Annotated in this window: 13 protein-coding genes; 7 read left to right on the forward strand and 6 right to left on the reverse strand. The window is 64.3% G+C overall.

The annotated features are described in order from the left end of the window. The first annotated feature begins 1 nt into the window (after position 1). Together OCH7691_RS19075 and OCH7691_RS19080 are read left to right on the forward strand one after the other, a co-directional pair. A complete protein-coding gene (locus OCH7691_RS19075; RefSeq protein WP_085885200.1) occupies positions 2-1009 on the forward strand; it encodes a TRAP transporter substrate-binding protein in 1008 nt (335 codons plus the stop codon). Positions 1010-1078: 69 nt separating this feature from the next. Then, positions 1079-1684, forward strand: a complete 606-nt coding sequence (locus OCH7691_RS19080; protein ID WP_085885201.1) for a GAF domain-containing protein — start codon at positions 1079-1081, stop codon at positions 1682-1684. Positions 1685-1700: 16 nt separating this feature from the next. On the opposite strand, the gene OCH7691_RS19085 is transcribed toward OCH7691_RS19080, so the two are convergent. Both OCH7691_RS19085 and OCH7691_RS19090 read right to left on the reverse strand, forming a co-directional pair. Further along, on the reverse strand, positions 1701-3047 hold the full coding sequence (locus OCH7691_RS19085) for a dihydrolipoyl dehydrogenase family protein (RefSeq protein WP_085885202.1): 1347 nt from the start codon (positions 3045-3047) through the stop codon (positions 1701-1703). A 184-nt stretch (positions 3048-3231) separates the two neighbouring features. Then, on the reverse strand, positions 3232-3612 hold the full coding sequence (locus OCH7691_RS19090; protein ID WP_085885203.1) for a winged helix-turn-helix transcriptional regulator: 381 nt from the start codon (positions 3610-3612) through the stop codon (positions 3232-3234). Between the two features lie 104 nt (positions 3613-3716). Between OCH7691_RS19090 and OCH7691_RS19095 the strand changes: the two genes are divergently transcribed. Next, positions 3717-4730 carry a zinc-binding alcohol dehydrogenase family protein gene (locus OCH7691_RS19095; protein WP_085885204.1) on the forward strand — a complete coding sequence of 338 codons (1014 nt, stop codon included), beginning with the start codon at positions 3717-3719 and terminating at the stop codon, positions 4728-4730. Positions 4731-4872: 142 nt separating this feature from the next. On the opposite strand, the gene betA is transcribed toward OCH7691_RS19095, so the two are convergent. The 4 genes from betA to OCH7691_RS19115 form a co-directional block, all read right to left on the reverse strand. Continuing rightward, complete coding sequence (gene betA, locus OCH7691_RS19100) at positions 4873-6573, reverse strand: choline dehydrogenase (RefSeq protein WP_085885205.1); 1701 nt, start codon at positions 6571-6573, stop codon at positions 4873-4875. A 36-nt stretch (positions 6574-6609) separates the two neighbouring features. Further along, positions 6610-8676 (reverse strand): choline BCCT transporter BetT, encoded by a 2067-nt coding sequence (betT, locus tag OCH7691_RS19105; RefSeq protein WP_085885206.1) that lies wholly within the window; start codon positions 8674-8676, stop codon positions 6610-6612. A 334-nt stretch (positions 8677-9010) separates the two neighbouring features. Next, positions 9011-9826, reverse strand: a complete 816-nt coding sequence (locus OCH7691_RS19110) for a mechanosensitive ion channel family protein (protein ID WP_085885207.1) — start codon at positions 9824-9826, stop codon at positions 9011-9013. Positions 9827-9862: 36 nt separating this feature from the next. After that, positions 9863-11074, reverse strand: a complete 1212-nt coding sequence (locus tag OCH7691_RS19115) for a hypothetical protein (RefSeq protein WP_139839803.1) — start codon at positions 11072-11074, stop codon at positions 9863-9865. A gap of 461 nt (positions 11075-11535) precedes the next feature. Here OCH7691_RS19115 and OCH7691_RS19120 point away from each other — a divergent pair, with 461 nt between their 5' ends. The 4 genes from OCH7691_RS19120 to OCH7691_RS19130 all read left to right on the forward strand — a co-directional run bounded on the left by OCH7691_RS19120 (position 11536) and on the right by OCH7691_RS19130 (position 15067). Then, positions 11536-12945 (forward strand): cytochrome ubiquinol oxidase subunit I, encoded by a 1410-nt coding sequence (locus OCH7691_RS19120; protein WP_085885440.1) that lies wholly within the window; start codon positions 11536-11538, stop codon positions 12943-12945. 13 nt (positions 12946-12958) lie between these two features. Further along, on the forward strand, positions 12959-13963 hold the full coding sequence (cydB, locus tag OCH7691_RS19125) for a cytochrome d ubiquinol oxidase subunit II (protein WP_085885209.1): 1005 nt from the start codon (positions 12959-12961) through the stop codon (positions 13961-13963). After that, positions 13960-14067 (forward strand): DUF2474 family protein, encoded by a 108-nt coding sequence (locus OCH7691_RS23830; protein WP_139839804.1) that lies wholly within the window; start codon positions 13960-13962, stop codon positions 14065-14067. Before cydB ends, OCH7691_RS23830 begins: the two co-directional genes overlap by 4 nt. A gap of 217 nt (positions 14068-14284) precedes the next feature. Continuing rightward, positions 14285-15067: an SDR family oxidoreductase gene (locus OCH7691_RS19130; protein ID WP_085885210.1), complete on the forward strand. Its 783-nt coding sequence runs from the start codon at positions 14285-14287 to the stop codon at positions 15065-15067. Positions 15068-15071: the final 4 nt, after the last annotated feature.

Consider the following 15071-nt stretch of genomic DNA (forward strand, 5'->3'; position numbering starts at 1 on the left):
AATGGGACACTGGAAAACACTACTCGCCACGCTGGCACTTTCGGCCAGTGTGGCGCTTCCGGCGGCAGCGGAAGACGCCAATTGGTCTGTCGGCTTTGTCAGGGCCACCGGCAGCAGCTACCTCGCGACGATCGATACCGTTCCGGACCGGATCGCCGCGGCGACCAACGGGCGGTTGAAGATCACGCTGTACGATACGCTCGTTCCCGGCCCCGACCAGCCCGGCGCGGTCCGCGACGGCCGCCTCGACGCATCCTTCGCCGTCAGCCCGTGGCTGAGCGCGGAGGCGCCCTACATGAATTTCGGCCATCTCCCGGGCCTGCTCCCGGATGTGGGCGAGTATCATGAGATGCTCGATCCGCTGTTGCGTGGCGAGATGGCGTCGGTCTGGGCGGACAAGTACAATTCGGTCCAGCTCGCCACCGGTGTCTTCGAGACCCAGGGCATCATTTCACGTGATCCGCTGCGGACCGTCGAGGATTTTCGCGGCAAGAAGGTACGCGTTCACAACACCGAGGCGGCCAGCCTGATGAGCCAGCTCGGCGCTGTCCCGACGCCGCTGAACTTCTCCGAGATCGTCCCGGCGTTGCAGCGTGGCGTGGTCGACCTGGTGATGACCTCTGTCGGCACCGCCAGCGGCATGGGTTTCCCGGAAGTCGCCAATCATATCGGTCTGTGGCGCATCGGCACCGTGGTGCCGTGGTCATTCGTCGTGAACAAGGAGAAATGGGACGCGCTGCCCGACGATCTGAAGCCGATCGTGGAGGCCGAGTTCCGCGCTATCGAGGACGAGCACTTCGCCCAGCACGAATCCTTCAGCCGCGGCAAGATCGACATGCTGGTCAAGGCCGGCATGACGCTCTACGAGCCGCCGCAGGAGGTTCTCGACGAGGTTTTCGCCGAAAAGAACGTGAAGCCGGTTTATGACAACTGGTATCGCCTGAACGAGCAGTCCGGCACGGATGGCCGGGCCCTCGTGGAAAAGATCCGGGCACTCAAGGCGCAGTAATCAGTGGTGGGTGTGGACGCGGGGCCTGTTGGCCTCGCGTCGCTTTTCTTGCCGGGGGAACAGGCAGATATGCTCCAGAGCGATGCGGTCCTGAAATTGCTGGACGAGGGCGGTCAGGCTGCCCTCGCAGCGGACGGTCCGGAAGAGGCCATTCACGCGCTCGTCTCGCGCTATTTCGACCTGCTCGGCGACCGCGAGGCGGCTGATCGCCCGGGGGCGCTGAAGGCGGGGGAGCGGCAATTCTTCGTCGCCGGCGCGTTCCTGGTCACGCCGGACGCGAAATATCACATGCTGGTCGGCAATGTCGGATTTCCGCCGGAGCAGAAGCGCCTGCTCGTGCCGATCGATGCCGGGCATCCGGGATGGGTCTATGCCAACAAGAGCCGGCTGATCCTGAAGAATACCGACGACCACGGGGAATTCCGGCAGTATCTCAAGACCGCGCGCATGGGCTCGGCGATCTTCGCGCCGATGAACTGGAAGGGCCGGTTCTTCGGCCAGGTGATCATGGCCGCGCAGGCCCGTCACACAATGCGGGACGAGGATCTTGCCGTGCTCGTCGCGATATCCGGTCTCGCCGCCGCGCTCTGGATGGCGCATGACGGGCCCGGATGGCTCGAACACAGCTATCCGCCTGACGACGGCTTCTACGTCGACCGGGAAGGCCTGCAATAGCCGAGGCTGCCCGGAATCAGAACACGCTCTTGAGATCGGCGGAGAATGTCGGGAAGGCGAACAGCGTCTCCTGCAGTTCCGTCGCGGTGATGCCGTGGCGCATGGCCAGTGCAAACAGGTGGATCAGGTCCTCCCCGTGATGGCCGATCATGTGCGCGCCGACGATCCTGTCGCTCTTCTCCTCGACCAGAACCTTCGACCAGGCGACCGTCTCCGCATGGGTCCGGGCGGCAAGCCAGTCCGTCATGTCGACGGTCTTGGCCTTCACCTTGATGCCAGCGGCGCCGGCCTCCGCCTCGGTCAGGCCGACCGCGCTCAAGGCCGGCACCGTGTACACGGCGCTCGGTATGACCGTGTAGTCGGGCTTCCTGACCGGCCCATGCACGATATTCTGGCCGACGATGCGGCCTTCATAGGTCGCCAGCGGCGACAGCTGCGCCGAGCCGACGAGCGAGTCGCCCGCGACCCAGACGGACGGATTCGAGGTCGAACGAAGGAAATCGTCGACGTCTATCCGGATCTCGTCATGCGCGATATCGGCCGCGTCCAGATCGAGCTCGCCGACATTCGCGATGCGGCCGGCGCCGTTCACCACCCGGTCGGCCCGAAGCGCGTGCTCATTGCCGTCCCGCTCGTAGGCGACGCTGAGTCCGTCGCCCGCTCGGGTGATTTCCTTCACCTCGACGCCGGTCTCGACCGTCACGCCGAGCCGCTCGGTTTCGCGATGCAGTATCGCCACGGCGTCAGCATCCATCGCCGGCAGCAACCGTGGTGTCGCTTCGAGGATCGTGACCTTCGCCCCGGCGCGGGCATAGACATGGGCGAATTCCATGGCGATGACGCCGCCGCCGATGAAGATCACTTCGCCCGGCAGGTCACGTTCCGTGAGCACCTCGTCGGACGTGATCATGTGCTCCGCGCCTGGAATCGGCAGCGGCCGCGGCTTAGAGCCCGTGGCAATGACGATGTTGTCCGCCGCGATGGTCCGGCCGTCGACGCGGATCCTGTCGGGGCCGGCGAAGGTCGCCTTGCCACGGAAGACCGTCCCGCGCTTCTCGGCCGTTTCCAGCATGGCGCCGGGAATGTCGCTGATCAGGTCGTGCTTTCGATCGATCAGCCGGGCCCAGTCCAGCCGTGCCTTGCCAACCTCGATTCCGTGCACCGGCGCCCGCTCGATCCCGTGCATCGCCTGGGCCGCGGCAACCAGCACCTTCTTCGGCGTGCAACCGCGGTTCGGGCAGGTCCCGCCGAAGTCGCGTTCCTCGACGAAGGCGATGTTCCTGCCGGCCTCGTGCAGAATGGCGGATGCGCCGAAGCCGGCATTGCCACCGCCGATGATGATGGTGTCGAAGCTCTGAACCATGGAGTTCCTCCCGGTTTGCAATCGGTTCGCGTCTCCTGATACCGACATGAACCCGGAGCAGCCCGCTGCGTTCCGACCATAACAGTGCAGCGGGATCACATTTCCGTTCCGGGGGGGCGGAAACGATCACGCGAGGCGAGACGGGTCGCGTACCGGCGATGGGATCGGGGACGCGTCAGGTGCGTCAGGCCGCCTCGTGATCGCGCTGCGTGGTCTCCGTGGGCTTTCCGTAGAGACCGATATTCTCGTCACCCCAGACCTTCAGCGCCAGCAGGATCGATTCCATGCTGCGGCCGAGCGGGGACAGGCTGTACTCCACCTTCGGCGGCACCTGCGCATAGACCTTGCGGTTGATCAGGCCGTCGGCTTCCAGCTCGCGCAACTGGTTGGTCAGCATGCGTGGCGTGACGTTCACGATGTGGCGGCGGATCTCGTTGAAGCGCAGCGTGCCGGACAAGAGGTGGTAGAGGATGACCGACTTCCACTTGCCGTCGATCAGCCCGATCGCCGCTTCGACCGAACAGCCGGGGCTGCAGTCGAACCGGGAGTGCCGCGCCTTGGCCATAACAGTATCCTTTTCGACACTATATGCGTTCGTTGTGCGTATTGCGTAGGTTCGACTATAGGGTCATTTCTGGCGCCTAGCAACTGCCAGCCAGGAGAACGACCATGAAAGCCATCGGCTATACCCATCCCCGTTCCATCGACCAGGCGGATTCCCTGATCGATTTCGAGGCCGAGAGGCCGTCCCCCGCCGGCCGCGACCTGCTGGTCGAAGTGAAGGCCGTATCCGTCAACCCGGTCGACACCAAGGTCCGGATGAATGTCGCGCCGGAACCCGGCGAGTACAAGGTGCTGGGCTGGGACGCGGTCGGCACGGTGCTAGCGGTCGGGGACGAGGTCCGGCTGTTTCAGCCGGGCGACGCGGTTTTCTACGCTGGCTCGATCACCCGGCCGGGCGCCAACAGCGAGTACCATCTTGTCGATGAGCGGATCGTCGGCCGCAAGCCTTCGACCCTGTCCGATGCCGAGGCCGCGGCCTTGCCGCTGACCGCGATCACCGCCTGGGAAATGTTGTTCGACCGCCTGGATATCCGCAAGCCGGTCGCGGGAGCGGCCAATGCGGTCCTGATCGTCGGCGGCGCCGGCGGCGTCGGTTCGATCGCCATCCAGCTCGTCCGCGCGCTCACCGACCTGACGGTGATCGCGACCGCGTCGCGGCCGGAAACCCAGGCCTGGGTCAGGACGCTCGGCGCCCACCACGTGGTCGATCACAGCCGGCCGCTGGCCGCGCAGGTGGCGGCACTCGGGATCGGGGCGCCGGCCTTCGTCTTCTCGACGACCGAGACCGAGCGGCACATCAAGGAAATTTTCGAGCTTGTTGCGCCGCAGGGCCGATTCGGCCTGATCGACGACCCTGTCGGTCTCGATATCAAGGGTTTCAAGAACAAGGCGGTCTCGATTCACTGGGAGTTCATGTTCACCCGCTCCATGTTCGAAACCGCCGACATGGAAGAGCAGGGCAAACTGCTCAACGAGGTGGCCGGCCTGATCGACCGGGGGGTCATCCGCACCACGGTGACCGAGGTGATTTCGCCGATCAATGCCGCGACACTCAGGAAGGCTCATGCGGTCATCGAAAGCGGTAAGGCCAGGGGCAAGATCGTGCTCGAGGGCTTCTGAGTCCGATATCGCGCGGCCCGGGCTGTCGGGGTGGTTCCTCCCCTGACAGCCCGGGGTCGCGGTTGTCACGATGGAGGATGGTCGGCGAGGCGACCGGACTCGACAGGGCGGTAGCGGTCGCTGCCGGTGCCCGGGCGGTCCGTCAGCCGTCGAGGCGGCGCTCCGGCTCGCCGATCCTCTGGCGGGCTTCCCAGTCGGGCGCGAAGAAAGTCTCCACATTTGCCGGTGGGAGCGGGTCGCGCCCGAGGATGTGATCGGCCGCCTTCTCGCCGATCATGATCGTTGGCGCATTGATGTTGCCGTTGGTCAAGGTCGGCATGATCGAGGAATCGACCACGCGAAGCCCCTCGATGCCGTGGACGCGGCATTCGGGATCGACCACCGCCTGGGGATCGGTTCCCATCCGGCAACTGCCGGCGGGGTGGTAGGCGGTCTCTGCCGTCTCGGCGACCCAGGCGTCGATCTCGTCGTCGCTTTTCACATGCGAACCGGGGGCGATTTCCTTGCCACGGTATCGATCGAAGGCGGCCTGCGCGAATATCTCGCGGGTCAGCCGCAGGCCGGCCCGGTACGCCGCCCGGTCGGCTTCCTCGCTCAGGTAGTTGAACAAGAGGCTGGGCGGTTCGGCCGGGTCTGCCGATTTCAGCCGGACGTGACCGCGGCTTTTCGGCTTGTTGGCCCCGAGGTGGACCTGGAAACCGTGCCCCTTGGCGGCGCTGGATCCGTCGTAGGCGATCGCGCCTGCCAGGAAATGATACTGGATGTCCGGAAAGCGAAGGCCGGCCCTGCTGCGGATATAGCCGTTGGACTCGAACTGGTTGCTGGCGCCGAGACCATTCTTGAACAGCAGCCAGCGGACCCCGATCCAGGCCCGCGCGAAAGGGTTCAGTGATCCGTTGAGCGTGATCTTCCGGGTGCATTCCTGCTGCACCCATACTTCGAGATGATCCTGGAGGTTGCCGCCGACGCCGGGCAGGTCATGCGCGACCGCGATGCCATGTTCCTTCAGATGCGCCGCCGGGCCGATGCCGGACAGCATCAGCAGCTTGGGGGAATTGAAGCTGCTTGCCGACAGGATGACCTCGCGTCGTGCCCCGGCCCGGACCACGCGATCGCCAAGGCGGTATTCGACCCCGATCGCGCGGCGCCCCTCGAGCAGGATCCGGGTCGTCAGGGCGTGCATCTTCAGCGACAGGTTCGGCCGGTCGAGGGCGGGCTTGAGATAGGCGTTCGCCGTCGAGCAGCGGACGCCGTCCCGCACGGTCATGTCCATGCGGCAGAATCCTTCCTGCCGCTCGCCGTTATAGTCCTCCGTCGTGCCGTAACCGGCCTGGCGCCCGGCCTCGATGAATGTCCGGTAAAGCGGATTGCGCATGTTGTTGCCGTTGCAGGTCGCCAGGGGGCCGTCGACGCCACGGTAATTGTCGGCGCCGTAGACGCAGTCCTCCGCGCGCATGAAATAGGGCAGCACGTCGGCATAGCCCCATCCTGTCGCGCCCTCGTCGACCCACTCCGCGAAGTCGCCGGCATTCCCGCGCACATAGGCAAGCCCGTTTATCGAGGACGAGCCGCCGATGACCTTGCCCCGCGCCTGGTGGATCGTACGGCCGCCCAGACCCGGCTCCGGTTCGGTGTGAAGCGCCCAGTCGAACTTCTCCATGTTGAGCGGGATCGAGAATGCCGTCGGCATCTGGATGAAGATGGAACTGTCCTTGCCGCCGAATTCGAGCAGCAGCACGCTGTTGCTGCCATCGGCCGTCAGCCGGTCGGCCAGGACGCAGCCCGCCGAACCGGCGCCGACCACGATGTAATCGAAGGTATCATCGAAGGTCGTCTCGTTCACTGCCAATTCCTCCCGTGTGTCGCGGCCATTGTCTGCTCATTCGCCCGAGCCGGAGCGAGAGCCCGCGACGGATGTGCTTTCGTCGGGCATGACCGTCGCTCCCGGCGTCTGCTGCTGCATGTGCAGGAAATGCAGATGCCGTTCGTACTGGTCGAGAATGTCCGCGATCAGCTGCTCCCGGGTATAGCCCATCAGATCGTAGCCCAGTCCGCCTTCGAACAGATGCGCCTCGACGCGGTAGTAGGTCGGCGTCGCGCGCTGCGGACGAATGGCGAAGCTCGGCACGACCGAACGCATCGGCCACATCTGGTAGGTGAAATCCTGGGCGCCCGACAATTCTATGTCGAGAGAGAGGTGCGGTTTCTCAGCCGGTCCCTCGTTGATCGCGACCGGCAGCCCCTCTTTCTCCAGGTGTTCGCGGATGGCTTCCATTGCCGGCCTGCCGACCCTGGCCAGGAAAGCGAGCGCCTCTTCGTGCGTCGGGTAGACGAAGGTTCGCGCGAGACGGCGGCTCCATGATTCCTGCCGGCCGCCGCCGGTGCGGCTTGAGAGATAAATCGACAGGCTGCGGCTGTGACTTTCGTCCTTCATGGCCTCGACCTTCAATGCCTTGAACAGCCCTGCCATCATGAAGATGAGTACGATCGAGAATGGCAGGCCCATGATCACCGTCGTGCTCTGCAGGGCGGTCAGGCCGTCGGCGAAAAGCAGCGCCACGGTCACGACGCCGATGATGGCGGCCCAGAGGATCCGCATCCACACCGGGGCATCCTGGTCCGGATGGTCGAGGATGGAGGTGAAGTTCGACAGCACGAGCGCGCCGGAATCGCCTGACGTGATGAAGAAGACGATCGCCAGGATGGTGACGACGATGGTGGTGATTCCGGTCCAGGGCATCTGTTCGAGGAACAGGTAGATCGCCGAACCCGGGCTGTTCATGGCCTGCTCGCCGAAATCGATCGCGCCGCCCATCACGAGGTCGATGGCGCTGTTTCCCATGATTGCCATCCACGCCACCATGAAGGCAAAAGGCAGGATCAGCGTTCCCGCGACAAACTGCGCGATCGTGCGCCCGCGCGAGATGCGGGCCAGGAACAGGCCGACGAACGGGCCCCAGGCGATCCACCATGCCCAGAAGAAAACGGTCCAGGCATTGAGCCAGTCGGTCGGCGGATCGAAAGCATATGTGTTGAGCGAGAGCGCGATGAAACTGGAGAGATAGTCGCCGAGATTCATCACCAGGGCGCTGAGAAGGAACACGGTCTCGCCTGCGAAAAGGATGAACAGCATAAGCGCGACGGCGAGAATCATGTTGAACTCGGAAAGCCGACGGATTCCCTTCTCGACGCCGGTTGCCGCCGAGATCGCGGCGCCCACGACGATGGCGACCGCCAGTGACGCCTGCGTGAGGGCGCCCTGGGGAACGTCGAACATGTAGGCGAGACCGAAGTTCAGCTGAATGATGCCAATGCCAAGGCTGGTGGCGATGCCGAAGACCGTGCCGAGCACGGCGGCGATGTCGACGCTGTGGCCGATCCATCCGTCGATGCGCCGGCCGAAGATCGGGAACAGGGCAGAGCGGATCGTCAAGGGCAGGCCGTGGCGATAGCTGAAATAGGCGAGCGACATGCCGACCAGGGTATAGACGCCCCAGCCGGAGATGCCCCAGTGGAAGAGGGTCAGTTCAAGGGCATGCCGGGCTGCCGCCTCGGTGCTGCCTTCGCCGACCGGCGGGGCGAGATACTGCGTCAACGGCTCGGCGACGCAGAAGAACAGGAGGTCGATGCCGATGCCGGCCGCGAACAGCATCGCGGCCCATGTCAGCAACGGGAATTCCGGCCTCGAATGTTCCGGCCCCAGCCTTATCTTGCCAAAGCGCGACAGCCCGATGGCGATGACGAAAACCAGGTACAGCAGGATGGCGACGAAATAGAACCATCCGAAGCTGTCCGACACCCAGCTCAGCACCGCGCCGATCACGGCGTTGGCCGGCTCGGTGAAAACCATCACCCAGAGCGCAAATGCGACGATTCCTGTCGTGGATCCGTAGAAGACGATCGGATTGAGACGGCCGCTGTCGGCGTCCGCGGACGGTTGAGGCATGTCGCGCTCCTTCTGCCAGTCCGCAATATTCGGCGCAGCAACACATCAGTTCGCAGGAGTTCCATGCCGCCGAAGCACGCGGGCGATTGGCATTCAGGTTCAGAATCAAACACAGCAACAGGACGACCGGGAAATTGCACTGTCAAAAATCGAACACTCCGTCGCCAACAGATTGAAAATTAGATACGAACGATTTTGATTAGTGAAGGAAAATGTTTTTGTTGATCGGGGGAACCAAATCCGTCTTCGTGACATCAATTATCACGATGGACACTTCTGTGTTCGAGATATTTGGGCTTTCGCGTGAGAGCGGTGCTGCTGCCGGTCGGAGGCCCTATCGCGGCCGGTCGATCTCCGCCATCGGGACTGTCGCGAAGGCGGCGCCGAGGCGTCCGATCGCCGCCTTTCCGCGCACGGTCAGGTCGGTCATGAAGCGGAACTGCTGGCGTGCATCGACCGGATAGGCCTTCAACTGGTACCACGTCCCCCAGGGCTTCTCGTGGATGATCACCGCGATAGGCTCGTCGAAATAGAGATAGGGGCTGGTCAGCGCGACGTCAGTGAGCGCTTCCCTGACCTTCGCCGCGTCGTGCATGGGATGCAGGTAGAAATCGGCGATGCATTGGAGCCTTGGTGAGCCGTCGTTCGAATTGACGATCGCGGTATCCCACAGGCGGGCGTGGGGAATTGACACCACGTCGTCGCTGGGTGTCACGATCTGCACCGCCCGCATGCCGACATGGCGCACTTCACCATAAATACCGTCGATCCGGATCCAGTCCCCGTTGCGGTAGGGCATCTCGCCGACCGCAACGATGCCGGCGATCAGGCTGCTCGCCAGATCCTTGAGCGCGAACCCGATCGCCAGCCCGATGGTGCCGAACAGCGCCACCATGTTCTGCAGTGACGGTTTGATCAGCAGCGGCACGATGATGATGAAGGCACCGATGATCAGGAGCAGGCGAAGGACCGGCACGAGGGCGAGCACGAACAGGCGCCGCTTGCCCTGCAGCCGGTTGCCGACCCAGGGCAGGGCCCGCTGCACGGCGGCGATCAGCAGTCCGGCAATCGCGATGACCGCGAGAATCTCGATCGCCATGGCCAGGTCGGGCGCCTTGAAAATGCCGGCTATCGGGGTGTCTTCGGACATGGGTCCTGCTGGTTCTGGGACAGGTTGGTTTTCGGGTCAGAAATCGTCGATCAGGAAGTCGCGGGTGCGCAGCCATTCGCGGGTCAGCGTGTAACCGAGGGCCGATACGATCCAGCGCCCCTGTCGCCGTTCCAGCAGGTCGAGTGACCTGAGGCGTTCGGCGATGGCGTTGCTTCGGAACAGCGGCATCGGCAAGACTTCGTTCAACGCCTCCACCGTCAGGCCGTTGTGCAGCAACAACGCGTGAAGGAAGAGGATCGTATCCTCGTCCAGCTTGAGCGACGGTTCCGGAAGATCGGCCGAGACCCAGACGACGACGGTGGCCGAATCGTCGGTCCCGTCCGGCCGCGAGGTTTCGCTGTCTTCGGAACGGGCCTCGGTTTCGGGTTCCGCTCTCAGACGTGCCCGCCAGTAGCTGCGCGCGGTGCCGGGGTTGCCGCGACAGTGGGCAGCCAGGCGGATGAGCTCGTCGCTCGTGTGGTTGTCGGCGGCCGGCACGGCCAGCGTTTCGCGGCCGGTTCGGGCGTGTCTGAAACTCAGTTGCCTTCCGCCCTCAGGTGCCGCCAGCAGGGAGAAGAGGCGCGCCAGTCTGGTGCCGTCGAAAGCCTCCAGCGTGAGCGCCTCGGGCTGGGGTATGGGCCATACATGGCGCAGGAAGGCCCAGGCCCAGCTGTCGCAGCCGATCAGTCCGCGGCCGGCCCGGCCACAGGCCACGTCCTCGAGCAGGCGGCGCACCAGAACCAAGCCGTTCGCATGGCGCAGGAAGCAATGTTCGAGGCGGGGGATGGCCCAAAGCTGCCCGGCTTCCGGCCAGGATGGTCGCCAACCCGGGTCGCCTGCCAGGATCTCCTCGTGCGATGGCGGGTCGATCACCTGGGCTCCATGCCGGGATGCCCAGGCCTCGACGATACCCGCGTGACCGCAGTGTGGCTGTCCGATGACGAAGCTTGCAGACGACGTGCGCGCCGGGGCGGCTCTTTCCGTCAGCGCCGTGTCGAGGCCCGTCGAGACCTCGGTCCAGTCGAACGGGCGGACCAGATGCTCCAGCCTCACTTCCGCCAGGGCACGAAGGGATTTTTCCCGCTCGGTCGGGGCGTTCTCGTCCCCGTCGCTCATCCTGAAGGTCGATTTGAGCGAGGACCAGGCATGCGCCGTGGCACTGGCCGTCGGGCGCTCGGGACGCGCATAGTCGCCAAGCGGCACGAAGCGCCACAACTCTGCCGGGTCGGTTTCGGGGGCCTCGCTCAACGAGAGGCTCCGGAAGCAGGCCGCGCATTCGCCATCGGCCGCTTTGGCAAAGGCCAGACTGAAGCGTGGCTCCATCGATCAAACCGCATCGTCCCGCTCCGGCGCCGCGCCAGGTTCCGCCTGACCAATCGGCAATGTTGTCAGGCCGACCGTCTCGCGCGGTTGCACATTATCACTATCGGGAAGCAGGATCGAAGGCAAACGGGCCGTTCGACACCGACCGCGGCGGCGCTTTCACCTACAGGGCAGCGAAAGCGACCCGAGAGTCGCTGTTCTCGCGGCAGCCCAAGCAAGGCCGGCACCTGGCCAGTGCGCGGCACGTGCGGGCAGTCTCGGGTTGCGTCAAAAACACGCATTCTCCCGCGGGAATAGAATCGCGATTATCGGAGGCAGAGCGACAGGCGACATCTCGAGAGGGGCCGCCGCCGCTGACACCGTTTCAGTAGTGGACGGAAGCGATGATGCCTGAATTCCCGGACGCCGTTGTTCTGGCCCGAGTCCAGTTCGCTTTCACCATCTCGGCGCACATTATCTTCCCGGCATTCTCGATCGGGCTGGCGAGCTATCTCGCGGTGCTGGAGGGGCTGTGGCTCTGGACCCGCGACGAAAGCTACTTGAAAATCTTTCAGTACTGGAAGGTGATCTTCGCCGTCGTCTTCGGCATGGGTGTCGTCTCGGGCATCGTCATGAGCTACCAGTTCGGCACCAACTGGAGCGTTTTCTCCGACAGGACCGGGCCGATCCTGGGGCCGTTGATGGGCTACGAGGTGCTCTCGGCGTTTTTTCTCGAGGCCGGCTTTCTCGGGGTGATGCTGTTCGGTCTGAACCGGGTTGGCCCGAAACTGCATTTTCTCGCCACATTGATGGTGGCCGTCGGAACACTGATTTCCGCGTTCTGGATTCTCTCTGTCAATTCCTGGATGCAGACGCCCGCAGGCTTCGCGATCAACGAGGTCGGGCAATTCGTCCCGGTCGACTGGTGGGCGATCGTCTTCAACCCGTCCTTCCCCTACCGCCTCGTGCATATGGTGCTGGCGGCCTATCTCACCACCGCGTTCGTGGTCGGCGGTGTCGGCGCCTGGCATCTGTTGCGCGACCGGCGGGACCGGGGCGCGCGGATCATGTTCTCGATGGCGATGTGGATGGCGCTGATCGTGGCGCCGTTGCAGGTGATCGCGGGCGATTTTCACGGGCTGAACACGCTCGAACACCAGCCGGCAAAGGTTGCCGCGATGGAGGGCCATTACGAGACCCGCAAGGGCGCGCCCCTGATCCTTTTCGGCCTTCCCGACGACGAGGCGGAGGAGACGCGCCATTCGGTCGAGATTCCGAAGCTCGGCTCGCTGATCCTCACCCATGACTGGGACGGCGAGGTCCAGGGATTGAAGGCCTGGTCGAAGGAGGACCGCCCGCCGGCGGCGATCCTGTTCTGGAGCTTCCGCGTCATGGTCGCCATTGGACTGGCCATGGTCGGTATCGGCTTGTGGAGCGCGTGGGTGCGGTTTCGCGGCAGACTCCACGACTCCGTTTGGCTGCAACGGGCCGCCGTGGCAATGGCCCCGTCGGGCTTCCTGGCCGTGTTGGCCGGCTGGGTGACGACGGAAGTCGGACGACAGCCCTGGACCGTCAGCGGATTGCTCAGAACGGCCGATTCGGCGTCGCCGCTCGACGCCGCCGCCGTGGGCGCCTCGCTCGTTGCCTTCGTCGTTGTCTATTTCGCCGTCTTCGGTTCCGGCACCTTCTACATCCTGAGGCTGATGTCGAAGCGCCCGGAAGCCGGCATTCACGACGAGATCGGGCCGACGCGAGCGGCGGGTATCACCCCTGCGCCGGCGATCGATCCGGACCGCGTCATTCGCCACATGAAGTGAGGAGCCCAAGAGCATGGAACTCGATTTTCCCTTCATCTGGGCCGCGCTGATTGCTTTCGCCGTCCTTGCCTACGTGGTTCTCGACGGCTTCGATCTCGGCATTGGTGTGCTGTTTCCGCTCCTGCCGGGCAAACACGACCGCGATGTCGCGATGAACTCGGTGGCTCCGGTCTGGGATGGCAACGAGACCTGGCTGGTGCTTGGCGGCGGCGGGCTCTTCGCCGTATTTCCGTTGGCCTACGCCACCATTCTGCCGGCGCTCTACGCGCCGATTATCGCGATGCTGATCGGGCTCATCTTCCGTGGCGTCTCTTTCGAGTTCCGTTGGCGGACGACGCGCGGGAGATTCCTCTGGGACTGGGGCTTCGCCTCGGGTTCGTTCCTTGCCACCTTTGCCCAGGGAATTGCGCTGGGCGCGCTGGTACAGGGGATCGAGGTCGTCGACCGGCAATATGCCGGCGGCTGGTGGGATTGGCTGACGCCCTTCAGCCTGCTCACCGGCCTCGGGCTGGTTTGCGGCTACGCGCTGCTCGGCGCGACTTGGCTGGTGATGAAATCCGAAGGCGACCTGCAGCATCGGGCCCGCAGGTTCGCCTGGGCAAGCGGCATCGCGACCCTGGCCTTTGTCGCCGCCGTCAGCCTGGCCACGCCGTTCCTCAACCCGAAGTTCCTCGAACGCTGGTTCGCGTGGCCGACGATGATATTCAGCCTCGTGGTCCCGGCGCTTGTCGCGGTCTGCGCCTGGGGCCTGTTTCGCGGTCTCTCGGAGCAACGCACGGCGCAGCCCTTCCTGGCGTCGCTCGGACTGTTCGTGCTGTGCTATGCCGGTATCGGGATCAGCTTCTACCCCTACATGGTGCCGCCGAGCGTCACGATCTGGCAGGCCGCGGCGCCGGATTCCAGCCTTCGCTTCCTGTTGGTCGGCGCGGCGGTCCTCATCCCCGTCATCCTCGCCTACACCGGCTATGCCTACTGGGTCTTCCGGGGCAAGGTCGATCCCTCGAAGGGCTATCATTGAAACCCGGCGCGCGGCGCCTGCTGTGGTTCATCGGCCTCTGGGCCGGCGGTGTCCTGGCGCTATCGATCGTGGGCCTGGCCATAAAGCTCGCCCTCGGCGCATGAAGGCCGTGACCTGAGGCGTTCTTTGCGGCCGCTCGGGCCGCCGCCGGCCGCGCGAAAAACTCACCGATTGGCCGACCATGCTTGTCCGGAGCCCGGTTCCGCGTCTTCGTTCGATGTGTATACAAAAACAGAAGAAAAAAATACACTTTTGAGAAATAGCTATTATGATCGCGGCTCGATCACCGCGGCGGGTGACTGACTGGAGGAGTCGTACGAGATGGATCTAGACCTTGCGGGCAAGACCGTAATGATTACCGGCGCTTCGAAAGGCATCGGCCGGGCTGCCGCCGAAGCGTTTGCCCGTGAAGGGTGCGATCTCTGCCTTGCGGCGCGCTCGCGGGAGCAACTCGAATGCCTGCGTGACGGCATTGCCCGGGAACAGGGCGTCAAGGTGACGATCTTCCCAATGGATCTGTCGGCGCCCAGCAACATGATCGAACTGGCGGCCGAGTGCGAGACGGCGGACATCCTCGTCAACAATGCCGGCGATATTTCCTCCGGGCCGCTCGATTCGCTCACGGACGACGACTGGCGGCGCGGGTTCGACCTCAAGGTCTTCGGATACATCACCCTGACGCGGGAGCTATACAGGCACATGAAGGCCCGGAAATCGGGGGTTATCGTCAACGATATCGGGAATTCGGGCGAGAACTGGGACGCCAACTACATCGCCGGCAGTACCGGAAACGCGGCGCTGATGTCGTTCACCAAGGCACTGGGCGGGGCCAGCCTGAACGACGGCATCCGGGTCGTCGGCGTCAACCCGGGGCCGGTCGCCACCGATCGCATGACCAAGCTCATGAAACGGCGCGCCGTCGACTGGTACGGCGACGAAGGCCGCTGGGAAGAGCTCTTCGAGAAATATCCGGGTGGGCGGCCGGCAACGCCGGAGGAAGTGGCGGACCTGATGGTTTTTCTCGCCTCGCCGAAGGCCGGCTATATCAGCGGAACGATCGTCACGATCGACGGCGGCATCGCTGCCCGCGGCTCCATCATCTAGGGAA

The organism is Oceanibacterium hippocampi (assembly GCF_900172325.1).
GTDB lineage: Bacteria > Pseudomonadota > Alphaproteobacteria > Sneathiellales > Sneathiellaceae > Oceanibacterium > Oceanibacterium hippocampi.

Excerpts from the sequence above, each read along its gene's own strand:
- OCH7691_RS19075 (WP_085885200.1), top strand. The coding sequence starts at position 2 with ATGGGACACTGGAAAACACTACTCGCCACGCTGGCACTTTCGGCCAGT.
- OCH7691_RS19080 (WP_085885201.1), top strand. The coding sequence starts at position 1,079 with ATGCTCCAGAGCGATGCGGTCCTGAAATTGCTGGACGAGGGCGGTCAG.
- OCH7691_RS19085 (WP_085885202.1), bottom strand. The coding sequence starts at position 3,047 with ATGGTTCAGAGCTTCGACACCATCATCATCGGCGGTGGCAATGCCGGC.
- OCH7691_RS19090 (WP_085885203.1), bottom strand. The coding sequence starts at position 3,612 with ATGGCCAAGGCGCGGCACTCCCGGTTCGACTGCAGCCCCGGCTGTTCG.
- OCH7691_RS19095 (WP_085885204.1), top strand. The coding sequence starts at position 3,717 with ATGAAAGCCATCGGCTATACCCATCCCCGTTCCATCGACCAGGCGGAT.
- betT (WP_085885206.1), bottom strand. The coding sequence starts at position 8,676 with ATGCCTCAACCGTCCGCGGACGCCGACAGCGGCCGTCTCAATCCGATC.
- OCH7691_RS19110 (WP_085885207.1), bottom strand. The coding sequence starts at position 9,826 with ATGTCCGAAGACACCCCGATAGCCGGCATTTTCAAGGCGCCCGACCTG.
- OCH7691_RS19120 (WP_085885440.1), top strand. The coding sequence starts at position 11,536 with ATGCCTGAATTCCCGGACGCCGTTGTTCTGGCCCGAGTCCAGTTCGCT.
- cydB (WP_085885209.1), top strand. The coding sequence starts at position 12,959 with ATGGAACTCGATTTTCCCTTCATCTGGGCCGCGCTGATTGCTTTCGCC.
- OCH7691_RS19130 (WP_085885210.1), top strand. The coding sequence starts at position 14,285 with ATGGATCTAGACCTTGCGGGCAAGACCGTAATGATTACCGGCGCTTCG.